This is a genomic window from Alterirhizorhabdus solaris (genome assembly GCF_007785815.1).
Classification (GTDB): domain Bacteria; phylum Pseudomonadota; class Alphaproteobacteria; order Sphingomonadales; family Sphingomonadaceae; genus Alterirhizorhabdus; species Alterirhizorhabdus solaris.
The window spans coordinates 20,781-43,751 of the sequence record NZ_VNIM01000028.1; the positions used below are offsets into that span (position 1 = coordinate 20,781).

The 22,971-nt window shown below is 65.9% G+C and carries 23 protein-coding genes; 12 read left to right on the plus strand and 11 right to left on the minus strand.

Annotated elements, in window-relative coordinates; genetic code table 11:
* Positions 1–101 precede the first annotated feature (101 nt).
* The 3 genes from FOY91_RS08860 to FOY91_RS08870 all read left to right on the plus strand — a co-directional run bounded on the left by FOY91_RS08860 (position 102) and on the right by FOY91_RS08870 (position 2,976).
* A complete protein-coding gene (locus FOY91_RS08860; protein WP_162527182.1) occupies positions 102–1,049 on the plus strand; it encodes a hypothetical protein in 948 nt (315 codons plus the stop codon).
* A 524-nt stretch (positions 1,050–1,573) separates the two neighbouring features.
* The gene (locus FOY91_RS08865; RefSeq protein WP_145150251.1) at positions 1,574–2,143 is read left to right on the plus strand and encodes a pseudouridine synthase; all 570 of its coding nucleotides are present in this window, start codon (positions 1,574–1,576) and stop codon (positions 2,141–2,143) included.
* Positions 2,140–2,976, plus strand: a complete 837-nt coding sequence (locus tag FOY91_RS08870) for a 23S rRNA (adenine(2030)-N(6))-methyltransferase RlmJ (RefSeq protein ID WP_145150207.1) — start codon at positions 2,140–2,142, stop codon at positions 2,974–2,976. Before FOY91_RS08865 ends, FOY91_RS08870 begins: the two co-directional genes overlap by 4 nt.
* A gap of 161 nt (positions 2,977–3,137) precedes the next feature.
* Here FOY91_RS08870 and FOY91_RS08875 read toward each other — a convergent pair whose 3' ends face one another.
* Complete coding sequence (locus tag FOY91_RS08875; protein ID WP_145150209.1) at positions 3,138–3,458, minus strand: hypothetical protein; 321 nt, start codon at positions 3,456–3,458, stop codon at positions 3,138–3,140.
* Positions 3,459–3,876: 418 nt separating this feature from the next.
* On the opposite strand from FOY91_RS08875, the gene FOY91_RS08880 reads away from it, so the two are divergent.
* The 4 genes from FOY91_RS08880 (at position 3,877) to FOY91_RS08895 (ending at position 7,759) form a co-directional block, all read left to right on the plus strand.
* A complete protein-coding gene (locus FOY91_RS08880) occupies positions 3,877–4,287 on the plus strand; it encodes a hypothetical protein (RefSeq protein ID WP_145150211.1) in 411 nt (136 codons plus the stop codon).
* 290 nt (positions 4,288–4,577) lie between these two features.
* A complete protein-coding gene (locus tag FOY91_RS08885) occupies positions 4,578–5,198 on the plus strand; it encodes a class I SAM-dependent methyltransferase (RefSeq protein ID WP_145150213.1) in 621 nt (206 codons plus the stop codon).
* A 325-nt stretch (positions 5,199–5,523) separates the two neighbouring features.
* On the plus strand, positions 5,524–5,979 hold the full coding sequence (locus FOY91_RS08890; protein WP_145150215.1) for a reverse transcriptase-like protein: 456 nt from the start codon (positions 5,524–5,526) through the stop codon (positions 5,977–5,979).
* 124 nt (positions 5,980–6,103) lie between these two features.
* Positions 6,104–7,759, plus strand: a complete 1,656-nt coding sequence (locus tag FOY91_RS08895) for a M28 family peptidase (RefSeq protein ID WP_145150217.1) — start codon at positions 6,104–6,106, stop codon at positions 7,757–7,759.
* A 176-nt stretch (positions 7,760–7,935) separates the two neighbouring features.
* Here FOY91_RS08895 and FOY91_RS21640 read toward each other — a convergent pair whose 3' ends face one another.
* From FOY91_RS21640 to FOY91_RS08900, 3 genes are all read right to left on the minus strand, one after another.
* The gene (locus FOY91_RS21640; RefSeq protein WP_162527183.1) at positions 7,936–8,094 is read right to left on the minus strand and encodes a hypothetical protein; all 159 of its coding nucleotides are present in this window, start codon (positions 8,092–8,094) and stop codon (positions 7,936–7,938) included.
* A 23-nt stretch (positions 8,095–8,117) separates the two neighbouring features.
* Entirely contained in the window at positions 8,118–8,303 is a 186-nt protein-coding gene (locus tag FOY91_RS22790) for a PAS domain-containing protein (protein WP_420822872.1), read from the minus strand.
* 452 nt (positions 8,304–8,755) lie between these two features.
* On the minus strand, positions 8,756–11,383 hold the full coding sequence (locus FOY91_RS08900; RefSeq protein WP_145150219.1) for a TonB-dependent receptor: 2,628 nt from the start codon (positions 11,381–11,383) through the stop codon (positions 8,756–8,758).
* A gap of 287 nt (positions 11,384–11,670) precedes the next feature.
* Between FOY91_RS08900 and FOY91_RS21645 the strand changes: the two genes are divergently transcribed.
* Complete coding sequence (locus FOY91_RS21645; protein ID WP_162527184.1) at positions 11,671–11,814, plus strand: hypothetical protein; 144 nt, start codon at positions 11,671–11,673, stop codon at positions 11,812–11,814.
* Positions 11,815–12,014: 200 nt separating this feature from the next.
* Here FOY91_RS21645 and FOY91_RS08905 read toward each other — a convergent pair whose 3' ends face one another.
* From FOY91_RS08905 to FOY91_RS08915, 3 genes are all read right to left on the minus strand, one after another.
* On the minus strand, positions 12,015–12,482 hold the full coding sequence (locus FOY91_RS08905) for a DUF3617 domain-containing protein (protein ID WP_145150221.1): 468 nt from the start codon (positions 12,480–12,482) through the stop codon (positions 12,015–12,017).
* 82 nt (positions 12,483–12,564) lie between these two features.
* Positions 12,565–13,377, minus strand: coding sequence for a glutathione S-transferase family protein (locus FOY91_RS08910; protein WP_145150223.1), 813 nt, complete (start codon positions 13,375–13,377; stop codon positions 12,565–12,567).
* 186 nt (positions 13,378–13,563) lie between these two features.
* On the minus strand, positions 13,564–14,271 hold the full coding sequence (locus FOY91_RS08915; RefSeq protein WP_145150225.1) for a TetR/AcrR family transcriptional regulator: 708 nt from the start codon (positions 14,269–14,271) through the stop codon (positions 13,564–13,566).
* A gap of 265 nt (positions 14,272–14,536) precedes the next feature.
* On the opposite strand from FOY91_RS08915, the gene FOY91_RS08920 reads away from it, so the two are divergent.
* From FOY91_RS08920 to FOY91_RS08935, 4 genes are all read left to right on the plus strand, one after another.
* Positions 14,537–16,678, plus strand: coding sequence for a TonB-dependent receptor (locus FOY91_RS08920; RefSeq protein ID WP_145150227.1), 2,142 nt, complete (start codon positions 14,537–14,539; stop codon positions 16,676–16,678).
* 100 nt (positions 16,679–16,778) lie between these two features.
* Positions 16,779–17,210 carry a hypothetical protein gene (locus FOY91_RS08925; protein WP_145150228.1) on the plus strand — a complete coding sequence of 144 codons (432 nt, stop codon included), beginning with the start codon at positions 16,779–16,781 and terminating at the stop codon, positions 17,208–17,210.
* Between the two features lie 58 nt (positions 17,211–17,268).
* A complete protein-coding gene (locus tag FOY91_RS08930) occupies positions 17,269–18,696 on the plus strand; it encodes a sialidase family protein (RefSeq protein ID WP_145150230.1) in 1,428 nt (475 codons plus the stop codon).
* A complete protein-coding gene (locus tag FOY91_RS08935; RefSeq protein ID WP_145150233.1) occupies positions 18,693–20,111 on the plus strand; it encodes a beta propeller repeat protein in 1,419 nt (472 codons plus the stop codon). The genes FOY91_RS08930 and FOY91_RS08935 overlap by 4 nt, the downstream gene beginning before the upstream one ends.
* A 344-nt stretch (positions 20,112–20,455) precedes the next feature.
* Here the strand turns inward: FOY91_RS08935 and FOY91_RS08940 are convergent, their stop codons facing one another.
* From FOY91_RS08940 to FOY91_RS08955, 4 genes are all read right to left on the minus strand, one after another.
* Positions 20,456–20,635: a DUF1289 domain-containing protein gene (locus FOY91_RS08940; protein ID WP_145150235.1), complete on the minus strand. Its 180-nt coding sequence runs from the start codon at positions 20,633–20,635 to the stop codon at positions 20,456–20,458.
* On the minus strand, positions 20,632–21,594 hold the full coding sequence (gene dmeF / locus FOY91_RS08945) for a CDF family Co(II)/Ni(II) efflux transporter DmeF (RefSeq protein WP_145150237.1): 963 nt from the start codon (positions 21,592–21,594) through the stop codon (positions 20,632–20,634). Before dmeF ends, FOY91_RS08940 begins: the two co-directional genes overlap by 4 nt.
* Before the next feature lie 8 nt (positions 21,595–21,602).
* The gene (locus tag FOY91_RS08950) at positions 21,603–21,878 is read right to left on the minus strand and encodes a metal/formaldehyde-sensitive transcriptional repressor (RefSeq protein WP_145150238.1); all 276 of its coding nucleotides are present in this window, start codon (positions 21,876–21,878) and stop codon (positions 21,603–21,605) included.
* 243 nt (positions 21,879–22,121) lie between these two features.
* Positions 22,122–22,971, minus strand: an 850-nt coding sequence (locus tag FOY91_RS08955) for a dicarboxylate/amino acid:cation symporter (RefSeq protein WP_145150240.1), incomplete at its 5' end; no start/stop codon positions are given.

Here is a 22,971-nt window from a genome sequence, read left to right on the forward strand (position 1 = left end):
CCGCAACGGGGGCCGGTGCGCTGAATCGGTTCGAGGGGCTGGTGAAGTTGAGGCTGGGCCATGCGGCCTTCGGAAGCATGCTCCTACCGGAACTTATATTCGTGAAGCTGGGCGGCTGGCGGTTCTATCAGCCCAGCTTCTTCGGCCCACCCGTGTTGGCTTTCAATATCAGGCCGGGGCTCCATGTCTCGAGCTTCAACGTCGATGTGGGTGGCCCCCGCGAGACGGTTCCGACCCGGCTAATCATCGAGATCCAGTCCGACGGCCTCGTCCGCCGTTTTGATGATGGCGCCCAACTCTATCGATGTGTCATCCAAGGCCCCTCGCGACTACTGCGGTATTCGTCGGGTCGGTGTTCGCGTCGGGCGGATGACGATTTCGAGCTTATCCTCTCGCACATAACGAACCCGGCCGCGTTTGCCGGCATTCGAGGCAGCTTCGAACTACGGTCGTCCGGGTGGAACCTGCAAGGCACGAGGGAACTTGCCAACGTCGCCTACGCCTATCTGACGAGCCTGCCGTCGGTCGCGTCCGAGGAGGATCTGCGGCGCATTGCGATGTCATCCGATGCGGTGATCCGCTTCCAGACGACGTCCAGCCGGCCGCGCGAGGAGACCCTCGAACTAGCAGTTTATCGAGAAAGCACGACCGGCCGGACAGCGCGCCTTCCCGTGAGCGTCGCCACTGATCTGCTGGCCCCGCCACATTTGCTGATCCATCGGCCACTCGGCGACCAAGCCTATTACGAGGTTGTGGGTCCGGAGATCTATCGCGTCGGGGTGCAGCCCGGCGTGACACTTGCCTATGCGAATGCCACTGCGACGGTTGATCCGGGTTCCTTAAAGCGGTTCGACTACGTCGTGGTTGGAGACGCTTCCACGCTGAATGGGCTGGCCGCACCTTACGACGAGGAGGAGACAAGGGAGGTTGTCCACATCGAAAGGCTCGATGTCGGCCTCGACCTTTTTGATTTCTGGCAGGCGAACCAGAACAGCGATCAGGTTTCTAATCGCTCGCCCGAGCAGCGGATGTTCTCGGTCCCGGCATGAGAGGCTGCAGTGATGCTTTGCCAAGGTCACGCTGCTAGAATTCCATTCCGACACGACGGCTAAGCCATTGATATACCATAGCGTGAACAAAGCGCGTGTTGTCGGAACGGACGTTGATTTCATTTGATTCTCATACGACTCTTAATCAGCGGGTCCTTGGTTCGAGCCCAAGTGCGTCCACCATAGTTTACAAGGCCTTGCAGCGATGCAGGGCCTTTTTCTTTTGGGACGCCCCCTCGCCCTCCCCTCTCTTGGCTTCGACGATCTCGGCGGGCTTTCCCACCGTGCGACGTTCGTCCTATCGTGTCGCGGAGGCTGTCGGTGTCACCGCACCGTCCCGCGAGGCTACGTCACGTTTGCAGGCCGATCGACTAGACATCGACCACTCAGCGACAGCTTTGGCGACCCTGAAAGCGGTCGCTTGTGCATGCGCAGAGGGTTTGCGGGGGGAACCGGGGTGCAGCCTATCCTGGCGGCGGCATGCAGCAGAGGACACGGCCGCTGTCGAACGATATGAGCGCATGATGGCCCGGCTGCTCCTGTTCAACAAACCTTTCGGGGTCTTGTCACAATTCACCGACCGCGGATCGCCGACGGTTCGGTCGACATTGTCGGACTTCATCGAGGCGAAAGGCGTCTACCCTGCCGGGAGGCTCGATCGGGACAGCGAGGGCTTGCTGCTGTTATGCGATGACGGGCGACTGCAGGCGCGGATTGCCGATCCGCGCTTCAAGATGCCCAAGACATACCTGGTGCAGGTCGAAGGTGAGCCGCAGGAGCCGGAACTGGAGCGCTTGCGGCGCGGCGTCCGGCTGAACGATGGCATGACCCTGCCTGCCGTTGTTGATTGCATCCAGGCGCCGGACCTTTGGCCGCGTGATCCGCCGATACGCCAGCGCAGGCTCATCCCCGATAGCTGGCTCAGAGTCACCATCCGCGAAGGGCGCAACCGGCAGGTGCGCCGAATGACGGCGGCGGTCGGGTTACCTACCTTGAGGCTGATCCGCTGGTCGATCGGCGACTGGTCTGTCGCTGGAATCGCGCCGGGCCAGTTCGAGGAATTGCTCATTCGTCAGGGTTCCGAGTTTCAATGAATTATCGCCACTCCTTCCATGCCGGCAACAGCGCCGACGTCGTGAAGCACAGCCTGCTGATCGCGCTTGTCCGGGCCTTGCAGCAGAAGCAGGGCGCGTTGACCCTGATCGACACCCATGCCGGCTGCGGGCTTTACGACCTTGGCGGCGAGCAGGCTCAACGCACTGGTGAAGCCGCTCAGGGCGTGCTGCGGGCCTTTGCCGGTTCGACCCCGGTGTTGAACGACTATCGCGCGATCGTAGGGGCGGTGAATGTCGGGGCGGAGCCGCGTCTCTATCCCGGCTCGCCGCAGTTCCTGGCACACCTTCTGCGCCCGCAGGACGTGCTGATCCTCAACGAAAAGCATCCCGAGGACGCCGCCGCCCTGCGCGGCGTGATGCGCGGTACGCTGGCCGCCGTGCATGAGCGCGATGCCTACGAGCTCTGGCTGGCGATGCTTCCGACCCGCACCGGTCGCGGCGTGGTGGTGGTGGATCCGCCATATGAGCAAGCGGACGAACGCGCACGCATCACCGGCACCCTCGCCGCGGCGCACCGTAAATGGGCGCATGGCGTATCGATGATCTGGTATCCGCTCAAAGACCGCGCGACGCATCAGCGGTGGAAGGGCGACTTGCGCAGGCTCGGCATCCCGAAATTCATGTCGGTGGAGCATTGGCTGTACGATGCCGATCAGCCCGGCATCTATAATGGCGCGGGTCTCTTTATCGTCAATCCGCCCTATGCCTTCACGCAGGCGCTGCCGCCTCTGCTGGAGGCCCTCCGCGATGCACTGGCGCCCGAAGGGCACAGGGGCAGGATCACGGCGACCTGGCTGGACCAGCAAGGGTAAGCGTGGCCCCGGATCCGGTCATCCAGATCCATTCGCCACGCTGGTCCGCTTTCAGGTGATCGGCCGACTTGCTACAAGGGTGGACTTCGTACGCATTCGGCTTTGCGCCGACGGTGGGTCAGCGGCGCAGCGTGTTTCAGTCCTCATCCCGGCCGGTCACGTCAATTGCCTTCGGCATCGACCGTGAACGTCACCGGCTTGCCGCGTGTCGTCGGCTCCCAGCCGGCCGACAGAGCCGCGCGCACGCACCGGGAAATCGTCGCGCCGTCGAGTTGCAGACGACCGCGCGGCAGGCCCTTCAACAGGCGCTTGGACGGCGGAAATTCGACCCATGCTTCGCGCTTGGCGCCGTGCTGGAGGAGCGAAATCGTCATCCCCTTCCAGCCCTCGTCATCGGACTGGTGCGGTTCGCGTTGAAGGTGCCAATCATATGTGGCGCCATCGACATCGATGGTGCCGCCGTTGCTTTGCGGTTTTGACATGTCGCGACCTTAGCAGCTTCGCGCGTCGTGACACAAACCCCCGGCCGAATACGCTCGAAGCCGATGCAGGCGGGGGGGGGGCGGACGATCTGCTTTCATCGGAGGTGGGATTACCCCCCGCCACCGTAGGCGTGTCGCAGGGTTGGTCGGTTACGTTCTACTGCCCTGCCAGCAACGCCAGTTGCGATCGCTGGCTATCGGTGAGGCGAAAGATCGCTGACTGGCCTGCGGTCGCAGCGATATCGTCGCCCCGCATCGTGCTGTCGGCGGGGGTGATGGGTCCCCTGCGGACCGTCCGCCGGTAGCCGGCACCAGATTGGCGAGGCCTAGCGCTCGACATGGGTCTGATATGTCCCGTTTTTAGATTTCGCTAACCATAGGTCGGGCGAGCGTCTCTGGAGAGCCGGAGGTAACCACCGTGCCCATGGACATCGCTTTTGGCTCGCCTGCTTTCTTCCTGATGCTGACGGGTGGCTTGGGAGCTTCCGTGGGGAATGCACTCGCTCGCCGCGATGGACCTTCGGCGCTGGCGATGACGGTGGCCGCTGTCGGGACGTCACACCTCGCAGAACTGCCGGTTCCGCTCCTGGTTTTGGGCTGCACGGCCCTGATGGCTGCCCTCACGATGTCGTTGATCGCCCTGCTGCGGCGGTGCATCGACGATAGCGACGCCTTTCGAACCGGCACGATCGGCACCATGGCGATGGCCTTGTTGCTCATTGCACACCAGGAAGGCGCGCTTCCATCGGCCGCGGCCCGCCTCGGCGATCGATCTCTGGCCGTTGGTGGCCAGCTTCATCTACAGATCGAGACTCTCCTTCGCGACTGAAGCGGAACAAGGCATCCGACGCATCGTGCACGGCAGTCGCAGACGACTCGCCGTTCCGATGCCGTTTGGCGCTCCCGGACTCCGGCCGTTTGTTCAGGTTGCCGTTCAGCGGCTGTGCCGGGACAAGATGGTGTCTTGGCATTGGGCGATCCCGCTTGCAGAAATGCGGCATGACACAGGAAACCATCGCGCGACTGCGCAGGGTGGAATGACGGCGCTCCCGATCCGGACCGCCGCATCGGCGCCGGCACGCCCTATATGGACCGGTCCGAACCATAAAAGGCGATCGAATGAGCGACCCCATGCCCGAGCTGCCGGCCGGCGCCTTTGCGAAGCAGGACACCGGCGACGATCTCGCATTCTACGCCCCGCCGCGACTGGTCACGCATATCGACGAGGCTGCGGTCGTCGCGCTGACCCGGTGCTACCGCGATCTGGTGCCGGCCGACGCACGCGTACTCGACCTGATGTCGAGCTGGGTCAGCCACCTTCCCGACGACGGATCCTATTCCGTAATCGGCCACGGCATGAACGCCGACGAGCTTGCCGCCAATCCACGGCTGGATCGCTGGTTCGTTCGCGATCTCAACGCCGACCCCGCCCTGCCGCTGGACACGGACGCATTCGAGGCCGCGCTCTGCTGTGTCGGCGTGCAGTATCTTCAGCGGCCGTACGACGTGTTCGCCGAGGTCCGTCGCGTGCTGACACCCGGCGCACCGTTCATCGTGAGCTATTCGAACCGCTGCTTCCCGACCAAGGCCGTCGCCGTCTGGCGGTCGCTGGAGATGAACGAACAGGCGGCGCTGATCGGTCATTATCTTTCGCACGCCGGTTTCGGCCAGGTGGAGGCGCAGGTGCTCGCAGACGGCTCTCGCGGCGACCCGCTCATCGCGGTGGTGGGTCGCGCCTGATCTTCTCCGCCGGCCCGGCGCGAGACGACGCATCGCTAACCAGACGGCTGAGGCAGCCGCCCCGCAGCTCGCTTCGACTGTTCGTCTACACTCTTGCGTCAGGCGTCGATGCAGCTCGCTGCACCAGAGCGCGGCCGATGCACGACCCACGCCTTCGAGGCGCGATCGTTCCGCAGGCGTTGGGGCTTCGGTTATCGGCGATCGACCGGGTCATTTTGCGGTTGCGCGAATGCAGGGGCATGGTCCGGCATGGCCGGTGGCTGGTTTCGTCGGGCATATCAGCTAGGCCCGCATCCGGCACGCGAGGGCGGAACGGGGGCGCTGCATGAAGATCTTTTTCGACGGCGGTTGCCAGCCCAATCCGGGGCCGATGCAGGTCGCGGTCGTGATGGCTGGCAGCACATATGTTAAAACGGACATGGTCGTCGGGGACAACAACGAGGCGGAATGGTCCGCGCTGCTATACGCCGTCGGGCTGGCCGCCGCCGCCGGCCTGCGGGAGGCGGTATTCGTCGGCGACTCCAGGCTCGTGATCGAACAGGCGAGCGGTCGCTGGAAATGTCGCAGCCCTCACCTCAAGCCCTATCTGACGGCATTCGAGCAAGCGGTGGCGGCCATGCCGGTCGTAAAGCTGAGGCATGTCACTCGTTCGAGGAATCTGGCGGGAATAGCGTTGGCGGCTGTCAACGAGACCGGCGCGAGACGGTTATACTCCCGGGGATCAGCGACGGGTCGCGGGCGAGGCACCGATCCCCATGACGAGGATCAGCGCGGCGGGTGAGCACATGCACCCGGCGCCAGAGCCAGCACACTGTCGCCATAGGTTTTCGATGACGACCGCGCTACCCCGGCAAGAGGCCGTTGGTCGCCATCGGCGGCATGGGCATCGGCGAAGGGAGATTGCCATGAACGTTCGTATCGCCTGCCTGCTCCTGGCGACGGTCGCCCTGGCGGCACCCGCGACTGCGCAACGCCCCGCCACCGCGGCACGGTACGAAGGCCCGATCTCGCCCGCGCGACTATCCGCGGATGTAAAGACGCTGGCGTCCGATGCGTTCGCCGGCCGTGCGCCCGGCACGGCCGGCGAGGAGAAGACGATCAACTGGCTGATCGCGCAGTTCAGGGCGGCGGGTCTGGAGCCCGGCGGCCGGGCGGGCAGCTGGACGCAGGACGTGCCGCTGGTTCGCACGCAACTGGAACAGGGCACGATCTCTGCGAACGGCGCCGCACTGATCCAGAACCGCGATGTCTATGTCAGTACGGTCCGCCCCGTCGATCATGTCCGCATCGATGCCGCGCCGATGGTTTTCGTCGGTTACGGCGTCACCGCACCCGAGCGACAGTGGGACGATTTCAAGGGAGTCGATCTGCAGGGCAAGGTCGCGGTCTTCCTCGTCAACGATCCCGATTTCGAGGCGGCGGCGGGCGAACCCGTCGCCGGCGTGTTCGGCAACCGCCGCATGACCTATTACGGCCGCTGGACCTACAAGTTCGAGGAGGCGGCAAGGCGCGGCGCGATCGCCGCGCTGATCGTTCACGACACCGCCGGCGCCGGTTACGGCTGGGCCACGGTCATGGCGCCGGCCGGCGAGAACTACGATGTCGCCTCTCCCAGCGCCTCGCGTGTCCTGCTGCAGGGCTGGCTGGAGGGGGTCGCCGCGACCAGGCTGTTCGCCGCCGCGGGGCAAAACCTCGCTGGCCTGCGCATCGCGGCCCGCCGGCGCGATTTTCGTCCCGTTCCGCTGCGGGGCACCGGTCTTTCCGCCGATCTGCCCGCGCGTTTCACGCGAGCCACCAGCCGCAACGTCCTGGCGCGGCTGCCGGGCACGACCCGTCCGGACGAGGTCGTGATGTTCGGCGCGCACTGGGACGCCTACGGTGAAGGCAAGCCGGATGCGCAGGGACGCACGATCCGCCCCGGCGCCAATGACGACGCGCTCGGCGTCGCGGGCCTGCTCGAGATCGCCCGTATCGCCGCCCGGCGGCCGCGCAGCCCCCGCAGCCTGGTCTTCGGGCTGTGGACCGGGGAGGAGCGTGGCTTGCTCGGTTCGGAAACCTATGCCGCCGACCCGATCTATCCCGCCGCGAAGACGGTCGCGAACCTGACGCTCGACATCCTTCAGACCGCCGGCCCCGCAAGGGATGTCATGCTGGTCGGCGATGGTCAGAACCAGCTCGAAACGCTGCTGGGCGAAGCCGCACGGTCGCAGGGCCGCACCGTCACGCCCGAGGCGCTGCCGGAGCGTGGGCTATTCTATCGCGCCGACCATTTCTCGCTCGCGCGTCGGGGCGTGCCGACGCTGCTGCTGATGGCGATCAGCGGCGCGCCCGATCTTGTGGCCGGTGGACGGGCGGCGGGGCAGGCCTGGCTCGACGACTACATGCGCTGCTACCACCAGACATGCGACGTCTGGTCGTCCGCGTGGGATTTGCGCGGCGCTGCGGCCGATGTCGATCTGATCGCGCAGGTCGGCGCCACGCTCGCTGAAAGCGACCTCTGGCCCGAGTGGAACAGCACTTCCGAATTCCACGCGATCCGGGCGAAGAGCCGGCTACGCTGACAGGCGGTGCCGCTGGCCCAGCATGATCGACCGTCGCCTCGGCATCGGCTCACTAACATGGCAGGCCACCCGTCTGGGAAGGATGGAACAAGGGCCGAGCCCGATCAACGCCTCCGATCGCACCACATCGGCGTGCGAAGCCCCACGGCAGTCAGGCCAGGCGCGGGCCTGCCGGATTACTGATAGCCACCATCTTCCTCACGTTCAATGGCTGCCTCTTTCTGCGCGTCTTCCATCTTTCTGGCTTTCTCGGCCTCGGTCTTGCCGGCGGCGTCTGCCTTGGCGTCGCCTGAAGGATCCACGGCCTCGTCGGTATGCTCTTTGCTATCAGACATCTGTCGCTCCCATGATGCTGACGTCATAACGATCGGGAATGCGAACGGACCCGCGTTTGCTGCCGCACCGTCGCGACGTGCGTATCGACGCGTGCCCCCCTGTCGCGTCGGACCGCGGCGGTTGCGTTGGCGTAGGTGATCTCGCTGTTGGCATCGACGACGAGAACCGGGTTCTGCAGCGACTCGAGAATCCGGGAGGATGACGCCACCGCGATCTCGGAATTCCGACTTGTATCGGAAGCATTGTCATCCGACCCCCAATGGGCGTCAGCTCCTAAAGCGCACGGGAAAAGAAGGCGTTAACGGGTGGACGCCGGACTATGCGGCGACACGCGGGCCGCTCGGGCGTCTGGCGGAAGCCGCGCCGCTGATCTCGATCGAGACGTTCGGACGCACCGGAGAAACCTGTTGCTCGTCCGGATCAGCAAGGGCGGCGCAGCCAGGCCCATCGCGCTGGTGCAGGCGGGAGTCACGCGGGCGCAATCGACGGAAGAGATGCGTGAGATAGACGCCGACTTAATACTCGACACCGACGCGCAAGCGAAACGACGAGCGTCGATACAAGTACGGCCCCCTCCTCTGAGGGGGCCGTACCGTGCCGGAACGAGAGGCGGCTCTATCCCAAGCCGCACCCACGACGTGGTTTCCGGGAAAGATCGGTTTACTTGGAGCCGAACGCGTAACGCGCGGTCACGCCGATTTCGCGCGGTCGCGTGGTGCGCACGACATCATATCCGGTCGCTGCGGCAAAGTTCGGGTAGACGTTGACCGCCCGCAAGCGCGACTGCTCGACCACCTTGTCGAACACGTTCTTGGCATAGGCCCCGATCTCCCAGCCGCTCTTGTCCCCGGTCAGGCCTGCGAAAAGATCGACGATCGCATAGTCCCCGACCTTGCGGAACGTCCTCGTCGCGCCAACCGTGGTCGGAAAGTTGCCGAAATTGGGGTTCTTGCCCTGATAGCTGACGTTGAAACGAACATAGCCGCCGAGATAATCGGTGACCGCCACTTCGTAGCCGCCGTTGAACGTCGCCTGGAACGGTGCCTGGGTATTGAGCACCACGCCCTTCGCGATCGGGCAGAAGTCGACCGGGTTCGCCGTCGAGAGGTCGCCGTTGGGGTTCGCGGCCGTCACGGTGCCGTTGTCGCACGGACCGGCGCCGCCCTGCGACTTGATCTTCGAGTAGCTGAAGTTGGCGCCGAGCGAGAGACCGTCGATCGGCCGCGCCGCGATCTCCACCTCCGCGCCGCGCACCCGCGCATCGACATTGCGGAAGAAGGCGAGGTTGGTCCGCGCCACGCGCAGCGAGGTGCTGCTGAAGAAGGGGACGCCCTCGAACGTGGTCAGCTGGCCCTTGTAATCGAGCTGGAAGATCGCGGCGCTGATCCGCAGCCGCCGCCCGAACTCGGCCTTGGCGCCGATCTCGTACGATTTGGCGGTTTCGGGATCGGGCGAGACCAGACTGTTGGGCAGGCCGAAGTTGTTGACCGCCGGAAAACCGGTGCGGAAGGACGTGCCGTGCGTCGCGTAGGCGAGGAAATCGTCGGTGAATTTATGCGACAGCGAGATGTTGTAGATGCTGTCGGTATTCTTGTTGTTGTCGGCCTGCCGCGCGTTGCGGAAGCCGTCCGGAATGGGAACCTCGCAAACGACGCCGGACGTGTAGACCGGGCTGGCGATCGCACCGGGCGCCACAGCCGGGCAGGCCAGGCGCGACGGCAGGCGGGGATCGACGACGGCCTGGAACGCCGCGAAGGTGCGGATGTCCTGGCTCACGGCGGTCCGGTCCCGCAGGATCGCGACGCCGCCGGTCAGCTCGGTCCGCTCATCGATGTGGAACTTGAGGTTGCCGTAGAAGCTGTCGAACACCTGGGAGATGTTGATGTTCGTCGAGCTGTTCAGGACATAGCGCGGGTTCGGCGTGGTGACGGCACCGGGGCCATCGAGGATGGGATTGCCGAACGCGCCGGTCAGATACGTGGGCGAGTTGAAGTTCGTGAACGTGCCGGTGGTGCCGGAACGCCGCGAGAACCAGCCGATATCATATTCGAACGGGCGATTTTCGTCCTGAAGCGACGAAATGCGGATCTCGTGCGTCCGGAACAGCGGAACGCCGCCGGGCGTGGCGTCCGGGATCGTGCCCGTCTCGAACCCGGGGAGCGCGTTCAGCGTGTCGGTCGCGTTGAAATTGGGGCCGCTGCGGTTGAACTGGCGGCCATAGTTGTAGCTCAGCGTATGGCCGGCAACCTCCCAGCTGGCGTTGACGGTCAGCAGATCGAGGTGCTGCGGAAGGTTGCTCGGCAGATCCTGCACCGACCGGCGATCATTCGCGTCGAGCGCCGGCCCGTTGAAACCGGCCGGCTGCAACGGGGAGAACCCCCGTACCGCCGCCCGCCCCGGGCTGCCGGGTCCGGCGACCTGGCTGTAGAGCAGCGACAGGGTCTTGCGGCGCTGGTACATCGCCTGCAGCGAAAGCGTGTCGGTCGGCTTGAACAGCACCGTGGCGCGATAGGTGCGATCCCTCAGCTTCGGGTCCGGCGCACCGGGCTGGACGCTGTAGATCCGGGTGGCGTCGCTGTCCTCGATGTTGGCGGCGAAGCGGAATGCCAGCACGTCCTTGATGACCGGGACGTTGATCGCCCCCTGAAAATCGGTGTGGTCGCCCTGACCGTAAAGGCCTTGGATGTAGCCGCCGAACTCGTCGAGATCGGGCTTGCGGGTGCTGATGGTGACCGCGCCCGAGATCGACGGCGCGCCGCGGGTGGTGCCCTGCGGCCCGCGCAGCACCTCGATCTGGCCGACGTCGAACAGCGAGACGATCGTGTTGCCGGGATCGAACGGCACTTCGTTGAAGTAGATCGGCGTGGCGGGCGTGCCCGAACCGGGCTGCCAGGTCACGCCGCGCAGCGTGACCGAGGTGCTGGACCCGGCATTGACGAGCGTCAGGCCCGGCGCCAGCTTGGAGACTTCCTCGACGGAGGTGATCGCCAGCTTCTGCAGCCGGTCGCCGGTGACGACCTGGATCGATACCGGGACATCCTGAAGATTTTCCGCCTCACGACGCGCGGTGACCAGGATCTCCCCGGAATCGCTGGCGTTCGCGCTGTTTTGCTGCTCGGTGTTGGCGGCGGCGACATCCGCCGTATCACCGGGAGCGCCCGCGACCGGTGCCTCGGCGACCTGCGCGAACGCTGCGCCGGAGGCGCTCAGCGAGAGCATCGCGACCGACGCGAGACAGCCGGCCTTCAACGCCTGCGAACGACTCAACCGATGTGACAGCGCTTTCATATCCACCCCTGTTTTGTGCTCACGGCCTGCCTTGTGGAGGCGCGTTGCAATTCGGGTCGCTTAGTCGGACTGAAAACAGGTTGCAACGAAACGGGGCACGGATGGCCCGAGGGAGCCGCTTCGGAGAAATATCCAAGCTGCACCGTGACGAAATTGTCACAAAGCCTCGATCGCAGGGCTGCGGGAGGCGTGCGATACGCAGAGCCGAGAAGGTTCATGCCCGCTATCGCTCCGACCATCGAAGCACAGGACGACGACCGGGGGCATCCCGGCCGCATTTGGCCGGCGTGGGCATTATCGGTGATTTTCAGACCGCCCTCGACATCGAGGAGATCGACACCCGCCAGTCGCCGGATCGTGCAGAGAAGCTGATCCCGGCTTTCTCCCAACCCACTCTCGCCGCCATCACGGGGGTTTTGAGGATGTTCTGAAGGGCCTGCCCACGGTTTCCGCCACCGCCGGAGGTGCCCGAGAAATGATCGCGAGCGACACCATCGATCGCGGAAACGCGTCTACAACCGGATCAGGCAGGTGCCGCGCCCCGGCCGGGGAGATAGTTCTCGTCGAACCCGGCGAGCTGGGCCAGCGCCCCGAGCAGATCGACCGAAGCTGACGACCGATCGACGTCATCTCAGTTTCGACATCGTGTGTCGGTCCGTACAGCCGCCGGGTCGGCCACGATGCGCAGCGGCCCCTTGTCGGTCTGCCCGGTCATGGTCGTGCGGACGTTGAACGTCGTCGTGGCGTAACTGCCGACGCTCGAGACATGGAGCGGTGGCCCCTTCTTCTGCGGACAGGCCATCACATGGTCGATGTGCCCGCCGGCGATCACCGAGCGTTCGATCGTGCATTTCGCTTCCGGCTTCGGCGCCAGCAGCGTGGCGACGCCGTTTCTCGCCTCGGCCACGGGCAGGCATTTGTGTTCCGTCTTCGATTTTCCGCGCATCATGCGCAGCAGGAAGCCGGGCGCACCCGGCACGACGAGCTCGACGGATTTCGAGGTGACGTCCCAATTGCCCGGCAGCAGCGACTGCGCCGCTGCAGGGACAGGGAGCACCGGCAGCAACAGCAGGAACGGGGGAAAGGAGCGCATCATCATTCCGTTCTTCCCGTCCCCGGCGCTGCCGGCCCCGTCCTCGTGCGGCCCATGCCCCGGATATGCCGGCGCATGGGCCAAGGCGTTACATGGCCTTCTTCGGCTTGGACTTGTATTTTTCCAGCCCGTCCGGCGCACCGACCTTGAACGCACGCTGATAGGCCGGGCGGGCCTGCACCTTCTGCTGCCATGCCTTCAGTTTCGGATAGGTCGCCGGATCGAACGGCAAGGCGGCGATGTAGGTCGCGACGAAGTCCATCATGACATCGGCGCCGGAGAACGTGTTGCCGCCGAAATAGGGATGCGCCGCGATATAGGTTTCGAGATAGTCGACGATGTCCTGCGCGCCGACGATCTTGTAGACGCCGCCCATCAGGGTCGGCTTGATCGTCCGGTCGCCGCTCGCCATGATGCGGGTCGCCTCCGCCCCCAGCCTGCAGGCGGCCGAACCTTCGGCGAAGTGCATCCACATTAGGTAATCGGCATAGTCGGGCGACGTCTTTGCAGGTGCCAGCTTGTCGCCACCGGGGAACTGCGACATCAGATATTCGACGATCCCGCCGGACTCGATCATCGTCTTGCCGCGAAAGACCACCGTCGGCGCCAGCGGCATCGTCGGGTTGATCGCCTTGATCATGTTGATCGAACCCATGATGTCGCCGCGCTTGAACATCACCTCATAGGGGGCGCCGATTTCCTCGCAGAGCCAGATGATCCGCTGCGATCGCCGGCCCTCGACATGGTAGATGGTCACCTTGTCGAGCGGCCTGGCGGCCTGCGCGCCGCCGCCCGCAAGCACGGCCGCACCGAGACCGGCCGCGCCCAGCACGCCCCGACGGGACAATGCCATCCCCGACCGGCTCGTCGTCGGGTCGCCTGGCGTGGACTGGTCGGTCATTCTTCTCTCCTGATGCCTGATCGTGCGGTCGTGGCCGAACCGGCAGCGGCGGCCACGCCGGCCCCGATTGTCCGGGTTTGCTGACCCGATCAATCTATCGCCGACCGCCAATATAATTCAATCGATATATTACGGGGCGTCGTTTGGGCAGGAGCGCGTGCCGGCGTCGCCCGCCGACGCCAAGCCTCATTCCGTGAGATACACCAGTAGCGCGGCGGTCGTATGTTTCCGGATCGTCCGCCTCAGCCATTGCAATCGCTCGGGCGTGATGTCCCACCCGATGTCGGCAAGACGGCCGCGGCGGATATAGATGATGGTGAGCGGCCCGTTGAGCAGCCCCGCCACGAGCAGGGCGGCCTGCCCGTCCAGCCCGCTGCCGCTGATCCGCATGATGAGCCGGGTGAAGCAGGCCGTCAGGCGATAGGCGATCGTGCCGTCGCCGGTGAACTTGTGCGCGCCGCCCACCGACGGCAGATCGTGGCGGACCATGAAAAGCGCCGTGGCGCTTCCTTCCACCCCGCCGATCAGGTGGTCGATCATCGCCTCCTGGATCGAGCAGAACGCATCGATCATCTGGAAACCGCTTGCCGCATCGTCCGCCAGCAGCCGCTCCGCCTCGACGATCACGGGCTCGACCGCCTGAAGCGTGAGCGCCTGGACGTGGTTCAGGCAGGCCACGTAAAGGCCCTGCTTGCTCTCGAAATAATAGCGCAGCGACGGCTGCGGCACGGATGCCGCCGCGGCGATCTCACGCGTCGATACGCCGTCGAAGCCGTGCGATCCGAACATCCTGACCGCGACGTCGAGGATGCGCGCGCGCGTCTCCTCGCCGCGTGAATAACCCGTCTCCACTTTGCGGCGCATATCCGTCCTGCCCTCTGCCCTGCCTGCCATCGCCGCCTCCCGGCCCGATGGGCACCAATGCGAACCGCCCCCCGATGGGCGAAAGCCGCACCTATTCCCGCCGTTTCCACCTTTCCCCGGTTTACCGCCAGAGGGCGAATTACATACGGTTCATATTTCAGTTGACATACATTGCCCGACTGACCCATCTGCTCTGACTAGAGAAATACCGGGGGCACAGAAGCGGACCGATGTCCGGGCTGGCCCTACAGGTAACGACGATGATCAGCGATGATCGACAGGGGGAGAGGTTTCGATGACACGTTCATTCTGGTTGACCACGGCCGCGCGCGCCGCCGTCTTTTCGGCGACCATCTGCTCCGGCCACGCGGCATCCGCGCAGATCGCCCTCGGCGGTACTCTTTCGACCGACGCCACGACATCGCCGGACGATGATCGAAGCCTGGAAGAGATCGTCGTCACCGCCCGCAAGTTCGCCGAGCGGTTGCAGGACGCGCCGGTCGCCGTATCGACCCTGAGCGGCGAGGTGCTCGCCACCCGGGCCATCCGCGATCTGCGCGAGGTGACCAAGCTGGTCCCGTCGCTGAAGTTCGACAGCGACGCCGACGTCCGCACCGGCGTCTCGATCCGCGGCGTGGGCCAGTCGTCGGACGTGAACGCCGCGCCCGGCGTCGGCATGTTCGTCGATGGGGTCTATCAGCCCTCCTCCGCCTACTACATCATCCCCTTCTTCGACGTGGAGCGGATCGAGGTGCTGAAGGGGCCGCAGGGCACGTTGTACGGCAAGAACACGCTCGGCGGCGCGATCAGCATCATCACCCGCGATCCCGACGACAAGCTGGGCGCGACGTTCGTGGCCGAGGGATCGACCGGGCCGCAGATCGTGGCCAACGCCGCGCTCAACGTGCCGCTCGTCGCCGACGTTCTCGGCAACCGCACCTCGGTGTTCTACCGCTATTCCGAAGGCCTGCAGAAGAACCGCACGACCGGCGGCAATGCCGACGAGCGACGCGACTTCGCGATCCGCAGCCGCTTCGTCCTGACCCCGGGCGAGAACTTCAAGAGCGCGCTTTCCGTCTTCTACGCCGATCTCCAGTCGGCGCCGTTCGCCTACTCGCTCGCGACGGGCGGGATCAACGATCCGGTCGATAACGTGACCAAGAACATCAACGGTCTGGTCGTCTCCAAGTTCAAGAGCGTCAACCTGTCGAACAGCCTCGAGGTCGGGCCGGTGATGGTCACCGCGATCACCTCCTATGACAAGTCCGATGTCGATACGCTGGGCGATGCCGACTTCACCCGTGTCTCGGCGTTGCGCGTCTCGGGCATCAATCACCGCAAGACCTTCGCGCAGGAACTTCGGCTCGCCAACGCATCGGGCACCACATCGAACTTCCGCTGGCTGATCGGCGGCTATTACAATGACGACAGGCAGCGCAGCAACAGCCTGACCGAGGCGGCCTTTCCGGTCGTCGGCTTCCGCCCGCTCACGACGGGCGCCAAGCGCGAGACCGGCAAGACCTACGCCGGTTTCGGTCAGGCCACGCTCGTCCTCGGCAACCTCGAACTGCTCGGCGGCCTCCGCTACGATTACGAGAAGCGCGACAACATCAGCACCAGCCTGAACGGCCTCACCCGCGTGCTGACGAATTTCGATGCCAGCGTCACCTCGAAGGCATGGCAGCCCAAGGTTTCGGCCTCCTACCATTTCTCGCCGGACGTGATGGCCTATGTACTGGCGACCAAGGGGTTCCGCGCAGGCGGCTTCAACGCCATCACCGCCCCGCTGGCGCTCGCCTCCTACCAGCCCGAGCGGACGACCAACTACGAAGGCGGCCTCAAGACCGAGCTGTTCGCCCGCCGGGTCCGCCTGAACAGCGCGGTCTTCTATACCGATTACAGCGATGTCCTGCAGAACGACGCCATTCGCGGGACGGACGGCTCGCTGACGATCATCTCGCGCAACGGCGGCAAGGCGCGCAGCTACGGCTTCGAGCTTGACGGCGCGGTGAAGGTCGGTCGCGAACTCACCCTGTCCGGCGGCTACACCTACCTGAACGCGAAGAACGACCAGATCCCGGCGGGCGGCGTGCGGCGCCGGTTCAACTCCTTCTCGCCGCATGTCTTCAACGTGCAGGGGGACTATTTCCACAATGTGCGCGATGGCCTGTCGTTCGGCCTGCACGCCAGCGCCTCCTATCTCGGCAAGGCACCGATCGGCACCGAGATCGTCTATCGGGATGCCCATACGGTGGTGGACGCATCGGCCGACCTGACTTTTCAGAACGTCACGCTGTCTGTGTTCGGCAAGAACGTGTTCGACGAGAAATACTATACCAGCTTCATCCCGAACGCGTCCACGCCGCTGCGGATCGGCGCGATCGGCACGATCAACCGCCCGGCCGAATACGGCCTCCGCCTCACCGGCCGTTTCTAGGACGAGGCCCGGCGTCGGGATCGTTCACCGACGCCGGGTTGCCCGCGATCCCTTCCAGTCCGCCCGCCATCCGGAGATTTCCATGCACAAGCCAGGCAAGATGACGGTCGCCACGGCCGTCTTCATGGCGGGGATCGGCAACGGGCTGGTCTATACGCTCGGCTACCTGTTCCTGCTCCTGATCCAGTTCGTGACGAAGGGCGGCGGCGGCGCGAACCTGGGCAGCGCGGTGACGTCGCTGCTGGTGACGCTGATGTTCTCGACCCTGCTGTCCTGCATCATCACCGTCGTTCTGGCGCTGCCCATCGCGCTTGTGTGCCGGTGGCTCGGCTGGACCGGTACGCGCGCGTTCGTGATCGCCCCGGCGGTCGGCGCGGCCATCGCCTGCGCCATCGCCAGCCTGCTCGACGTGGCGCCGTCGACCTACGCCGCGATCGTTGCCGTCGCGTACATTTCCGCCGCCATCATCTGGCTCTCGCTCGGCCGGATTCGGCGCGGTCAAGGCGACCGCGCCGTCCTGTCGGCCGCCTGAGGCCGGTGCTGGGGGCAAGGGGCCGAATGCCGACGCACATGCACGGGAAGGCCATCTGATGCAGCGCAGTTCTCGATACGATACGCGCGCGCCCTTCGGGCTGGGGTTGCTGGGGCTCCTCGTTCTCGTGGCTCTCTATATCCTCCCCGCCCTCGCGCATGCGCCGACCGCCTGGCCCACATTCGCACCGCTGCAAACGGGGTGCGATGCCGATCGGCGAAGCGTCCGCCATGCCGGCGGCGTCGCGCTCGGCGCAGGCGCCTACCGGCCGTGCCTGATCGATACCGGCATGACCTCGGGCGAACCCGGCCTCGCCATCACCCGCGACGGGACGATCCTGCGGTCGGTCGCGACCAGTCCCGCCGGCATCGCCGTCTCGACCGATAACGGCGCGAGCTGGACCCGGCGATTGCTCCCCGCCGGCACCCGCACCGGCATTCCCGACGGCTATCTCGATCCGGTGACCGACCGCTTCTTCTACAGCGCCCTCGGCGCCTCTCCGGTCTTCGCCAGCGACGACAAGGGCGCCACCTGGCAGAAGGGCGTCTTCGACTCGGCCGACCGTTACGACTGGAACCGCGTCTTCTCCGGTCGCCCGGCCGCCCCGCGTGGCGGCGCCTATCCGACCAACGTCTATTATTGCAACATGACGACGCCCGGCGGCTTCCTCACCGGCGCCCGCTGCTTCCGCTCCGTCGATGGCGGCAGGACATTCAGGACCTCCGGCGCCGACCCCTACAGGCGCGGCGACTGCACGAACCTGACCCAACCGCAGGGTTCCGGCATGGGGCGCGGCATCGTCGATCCGGCGGACGGGACGATCTACATCCCGGTCCATTTCTGCGGCGCGATCGAACTCGTCACCTCGCATGACGAGGGCCGGACGTGGCACCGCCATATCGTCTCGCGGATGCGGGACAGCGCCGCCAAGGGCATCCTCAATGCGATCGCCTCGCCCGCATGGCGCCGGCAGCTGGTAAGCGGGCGATCGAACGCGGTGCCGGCCGAGATGGCCGCCAACCAGTTCAGCGACGCGCTTGCGATGGATGCGGCGGGCCGGCTCTATCTCCAGTGGATCGACGAAACCTATCTGCCCGTCCTCGCCTGGTCGGCCGACAAGGGGCGGACGTGGAGCCGGCCCGTCCGCGCCTCGCCGCCGGAAGTGGTGCAGGCGGTACTCCCGTCGCTGACGGTCACGCCGGAGGGTCGCGTGGGCCTCTCTTATTATGGCACCACGGACAGGCAGGGCTGGACGGGCTATCTCGCCGTCAGCGCCGATCCGACGGCGGCGGCGCCCGTCTTCGATACCGCCTCCGTCACCCGCCCCGGGCGGCCGCTGATGCCGGAGGCGTGCTGCTGGGCGAGCGGCCCGCAGGAATATACCGTGGCGCGCTGGTCGCCTGACGGCACGCTGTGGGGCGCGTTCGTCGCGACGGTTCCGAAGGGCGACGCCCGCGGGGTTCTCGGTCGGCTGGTGCGGCGATGACGGCGGCGACCGTCCGGCCGCGCCGCGCCCTTGTTCGGGCGACGGCGGTGCTGGTGATCGGTGCGGCGGTCGTCACGGCGCTGGGCTTCGTCTCGCCACCTCCTGCCGCCAACCGCGCCGCGCCCGCGCCGCAGGGCCAGCCCTATTGCGCGCCGGTCGTCGCGCACGCATCCGGGGTGCCGGCCCGCCGCACGACCGGTCGAGGCTGCCGCTACGACACCGGCTTCGTCGATCAGTCACCCTCGATCCAGATCAGCCGGCGGGGCGTGATGTTCATCGCGCGCAGCGCCGGCGGCGTGCTGCGCTCCACCGATGGCGGCCGCCACTGGCAATCGCTGCCGGTGCCGGCGCTCGCCAACGGCGACGATCCGGCCAAGGGCGCGCACGGGTATGTCCACCTCGATCCCGTGACCGACCGGCTCTATTATCTGACCAGCATGGCGGCGAAATCCTGCGGCACGTTTCGCGGTGGCGCCGTCGTGTCATGGACCGACAATCTCGGCGCGACGTGGCACGGCCGCCCGGTAGGCTGCGGCACGTTCGACTGGGGGCGGCTCATCACCGGCCATCACCCGGCCGGACTGAACCAGCGCGCGGTCTACTTCTTCGGCGTGGCACCCCGCCTCGTCGGCGGATTGCGCCCGGTCTATCGCTCGCTCGACGGCGGCGCGACATGGACGAAGATGCCCCGTCCCGCCTCGGTGACGACCGAGGCCGGCGCGGGCGCTGCCGCACCGGACGGGACGATCTATTTCGATTATCCCGAATATATCGGCTTCTACCCCGATCGCCTGCTGGACCGTACCTATCCGTTCAAGCCCGCGAACGTCTGTCGCCAGATGATTGCCGTCAGCGAGGATCATGGCGAGACGTGGCGGCAGGAGGCGATCCCGAACTCGCGTGCCTGCAGGTCGCTCAACGGCCAGCAGCGCGTCGCGGTCGATCGCGCGGGCACCGTCTATGCGCTGTGGACCGACGACCGCGACAGCCAGCTCTATCTCGTCGTGTCCCGCGACAAGGCGCGCAGCTGGTCGCGACCGATCCGGATCATACCGCCGGGCGCCACCTTCAACAACGGCCAGGCCAACATCATCGCGGGGCGCGCGGGGCATGTCGTGTTCACCTCGCTGAATACGCAGGCGCCGGAGAACCCGCGCAGGTGGATCACCAACGGCCACGGCGACTGGCATGCCTATATGACCGAATCCCGCGATGCGGCGAGTGCCGTGCCGCATTTCCGTTCGGTCGATCTCGATCCGCCGGGGGACCCTGCTCTCACGGCGGGAGAATCCCCGTCCGAGGCAGAAGCATATCTCGGTCTATCGGGGGCGGATGAGGTCTGGGCCGTCTTCTCCCGCCATGGCGGAAAGCTCGGCCAGGGCTCGCGCATCTTCGCGGCCCGCATCGAGCATTGACGCTGCCGATGCCCGATCTTCCGGGCGAGGCGGCGGGGTTCGTCCGAAGCCATGCCCCTCGGCCGCCGTCTGGATCATCGCGGTTTCTCCATTCGATCCCTGATGCCGTCGAGGGGGCATGGGCGGACCTGACCACGTGCTCGGATGCCGCTACCGCCGGATCGTCGGCAGCGATCCATGGTCGCTCGACGGCAGGTTCTGCTCAAGAGCCCGAACGGTGGCGACGCCATGAAGTCCGCGATCTGGCGACACGACGGCTGGCCGCCTTACCAGTATCCGCCACCAGAGTCTGGAAAACGCCGACTCGAAATCGGTCGGTTGGCGGTCCTGTCACCCGGATCTTGTCAGTCGGGAGCGCCGGCTCGCAACTTGGACAGTCGCCTTGGAAGATCGGCGGCGATCCTGCGCTGCTGATGTGGCTGCGCCTTCTTCCAGCTTCGGCACTCGGGCTTGGTTCGCCCGCAGGCCCGGCACCAGCCGGTTCGCCCATCGAACGAACATAGTTGGACACACGGGGATTTCACCGGATCTCGACCGTCAGGTGGGCAAGTTCGTGCACCGGCCGCAGGCGTTCGCGCACCATTCGCTGATCGATGCCCGGCCCGGCCGTCACGCTCACGATACCGGCATGAGCTTCCGGTCCGACACGCCAGACGTGGAGATCGCTGATATGGGCGCCGTCCATGCCGGCCAGCAGTTCGCGCACCTCGTCGGCCACGTGGTCGTCGGTCGCGTCGAGCAGTACCGATGCGGTGTCGCGCATCAGCGTCCACGACCATCGCGCGATGACGATGGCGCCGACAATGCCCATCACCGGATCGAGCCATATCCAGCCGAGGGTGCGACCGGCGATGAGGGCGGCGATGGCCAGCACGGATGTCAGGGCATCCGCCAGCACGTGGACATAGGCCGACCGGAGATTGTTGTCCTGGCTCTTCACGCCGGATCCATGATCGTGCCCATGATGGCCGCCATGCTCATGGCCGTGACCATGGCCGTGCGCGTGACCATGACCGTGCCAGTGGCTTCCGGAAAGCAGGAAGGCGCTGACGATGTTCACGCCGAGACCGACGACCGCGATCCAGGTCGCTTCGACGAAGGCGACGCGAATCGGCTGGTAGAGCCGCAGGACCGACTCGATCCCGATGCCGAGAGCGACGAGGCCGAGCACGAGCGCGGACGCGAAGCCGGCGAGATCCCCGACCTTGCCGGTGCCGAAGCTGAAGCGCCGATCGGTCGCGTGGCGCTTCGCATAGGCATAAGCAGCGGCCGTCACGCTGAGGGCGCCGGCATGGGTGGCCATGTGGAACCCGTCGGCGAGCAACGCCATCGAACCCGTCAGATAGCCGGCGACGATCTCTCCCACCATCATGACGGCGGTCAGGGATACGACCCACAGGGTGCGTCGGGCGTTCTCGTCATGCGCGGTGCCGAGAAACACATGGTTGTGCGCGAGTGCGTCGCCCTCGATGGAGGTGGCCACGATGATGCCTATTTCACGTAGCGACGGATGACCGTCATCAGCTCTTCGGCCCCGGTCGAACGCTCGGCATCCGACAGACCGGGCCTGGCGACATGCTCGTGGAGATGATCGACGACGATCTCGTCGAGCAGGCCGTTCACCGCCCCGCGCACCGCCGCGACGAGGTGAAGGATGTCGGCACAGCCGGCATCTCGTTCGAGCCCGCGCTCGACGGCCGCGACCTGCCCGGCAATGCGCTTGACCCGCGCAAGGAGGTCATTCTTGTTTGCGGTCAGATGTCCCATGGGGTAGCCCCCTACCCTATCCTACCCGCTCCGGCCAGAGGCCAAGCGATCCTGCTCGACGGGCCGCACAGCGATCCACGCCAACGGCGGGGCTCCGCCGCCTGCTCGCCCGCCGCGGCGTTGCAGGGCTACGGTCGAATGCGGTGATAACAGGCATGGGGCCACGCCGCCCCGACGCGCCCCATATTGCGGGCGTGATTTTCCTTCAGGCCGGGGCGACGCCATCGCGAGCGTGTCGCCGGATCACGCCGATATCTTGGCCGGCGCCGGGGAAACACGCCCGTTGACCATGGTCGCGATCGCGAGGTCCCCCGTGACGTTGAGCATCGTGCGACACATGTCGAGGAAGCGATCGACCCCGAGCACGATCCCGATCACCGCCGGCGGCACGCCGACCATGCCGAGGATCAACGCGATCACCGGCAGCGATCCGGCGGGCACGCCGGCGGTGCCGATCCCGCCAAGGATGCACACCAGCATCACCGTGCCCTGCTGGCTGAGCGAGAGCTCCACCCCGAAGAACTGCGCGAGGAAGATCACCGTGACGCCCTCGAAGATCGCGGTGCCGTTCTGGTTGGCGGTGGCGCCGATCGTCAGCACGAAGCGCGCGATCTTGCGGGGCAGCTTCAGCTCGGTTTCGGCGATACGCAGCGACGTGGGCAGCGTCGCGTTCGAGCTGGCGGTGGAGAAGGCCATCACCATCGCCTCGCGCGCGCCGCCGAAAAAGGTCCGCGGATTCATGCCGGCTGCGAGCCAGACCCCGGCGCCGTAGACGATCACCAGCTGGAACAGGATAGCGGCCAGCACCGTCGCGACGTACCAGCTCAGCCGGATGAGGATGTCGAAACCGAACAGCGCGGCGAGATTGAACATGAAGCAGGCGACGGCGATCGGGGCGAGCCGGATGACGAGGCCGATCAGCGCCATCGCGACCTCCAGCAGGCCTTCGACTGCGTCCTGGAAGACCTGCGTCTTGTCGGTGCGGACCAGCACCAGCCCGATGCCGATCGCCAGCGCGAACACCATCAGCGCGAGAATGTCGTCGTCCGCCGCTGCCTTGATCGCGTTCGACGGGATGATGCCGAGCACCGCC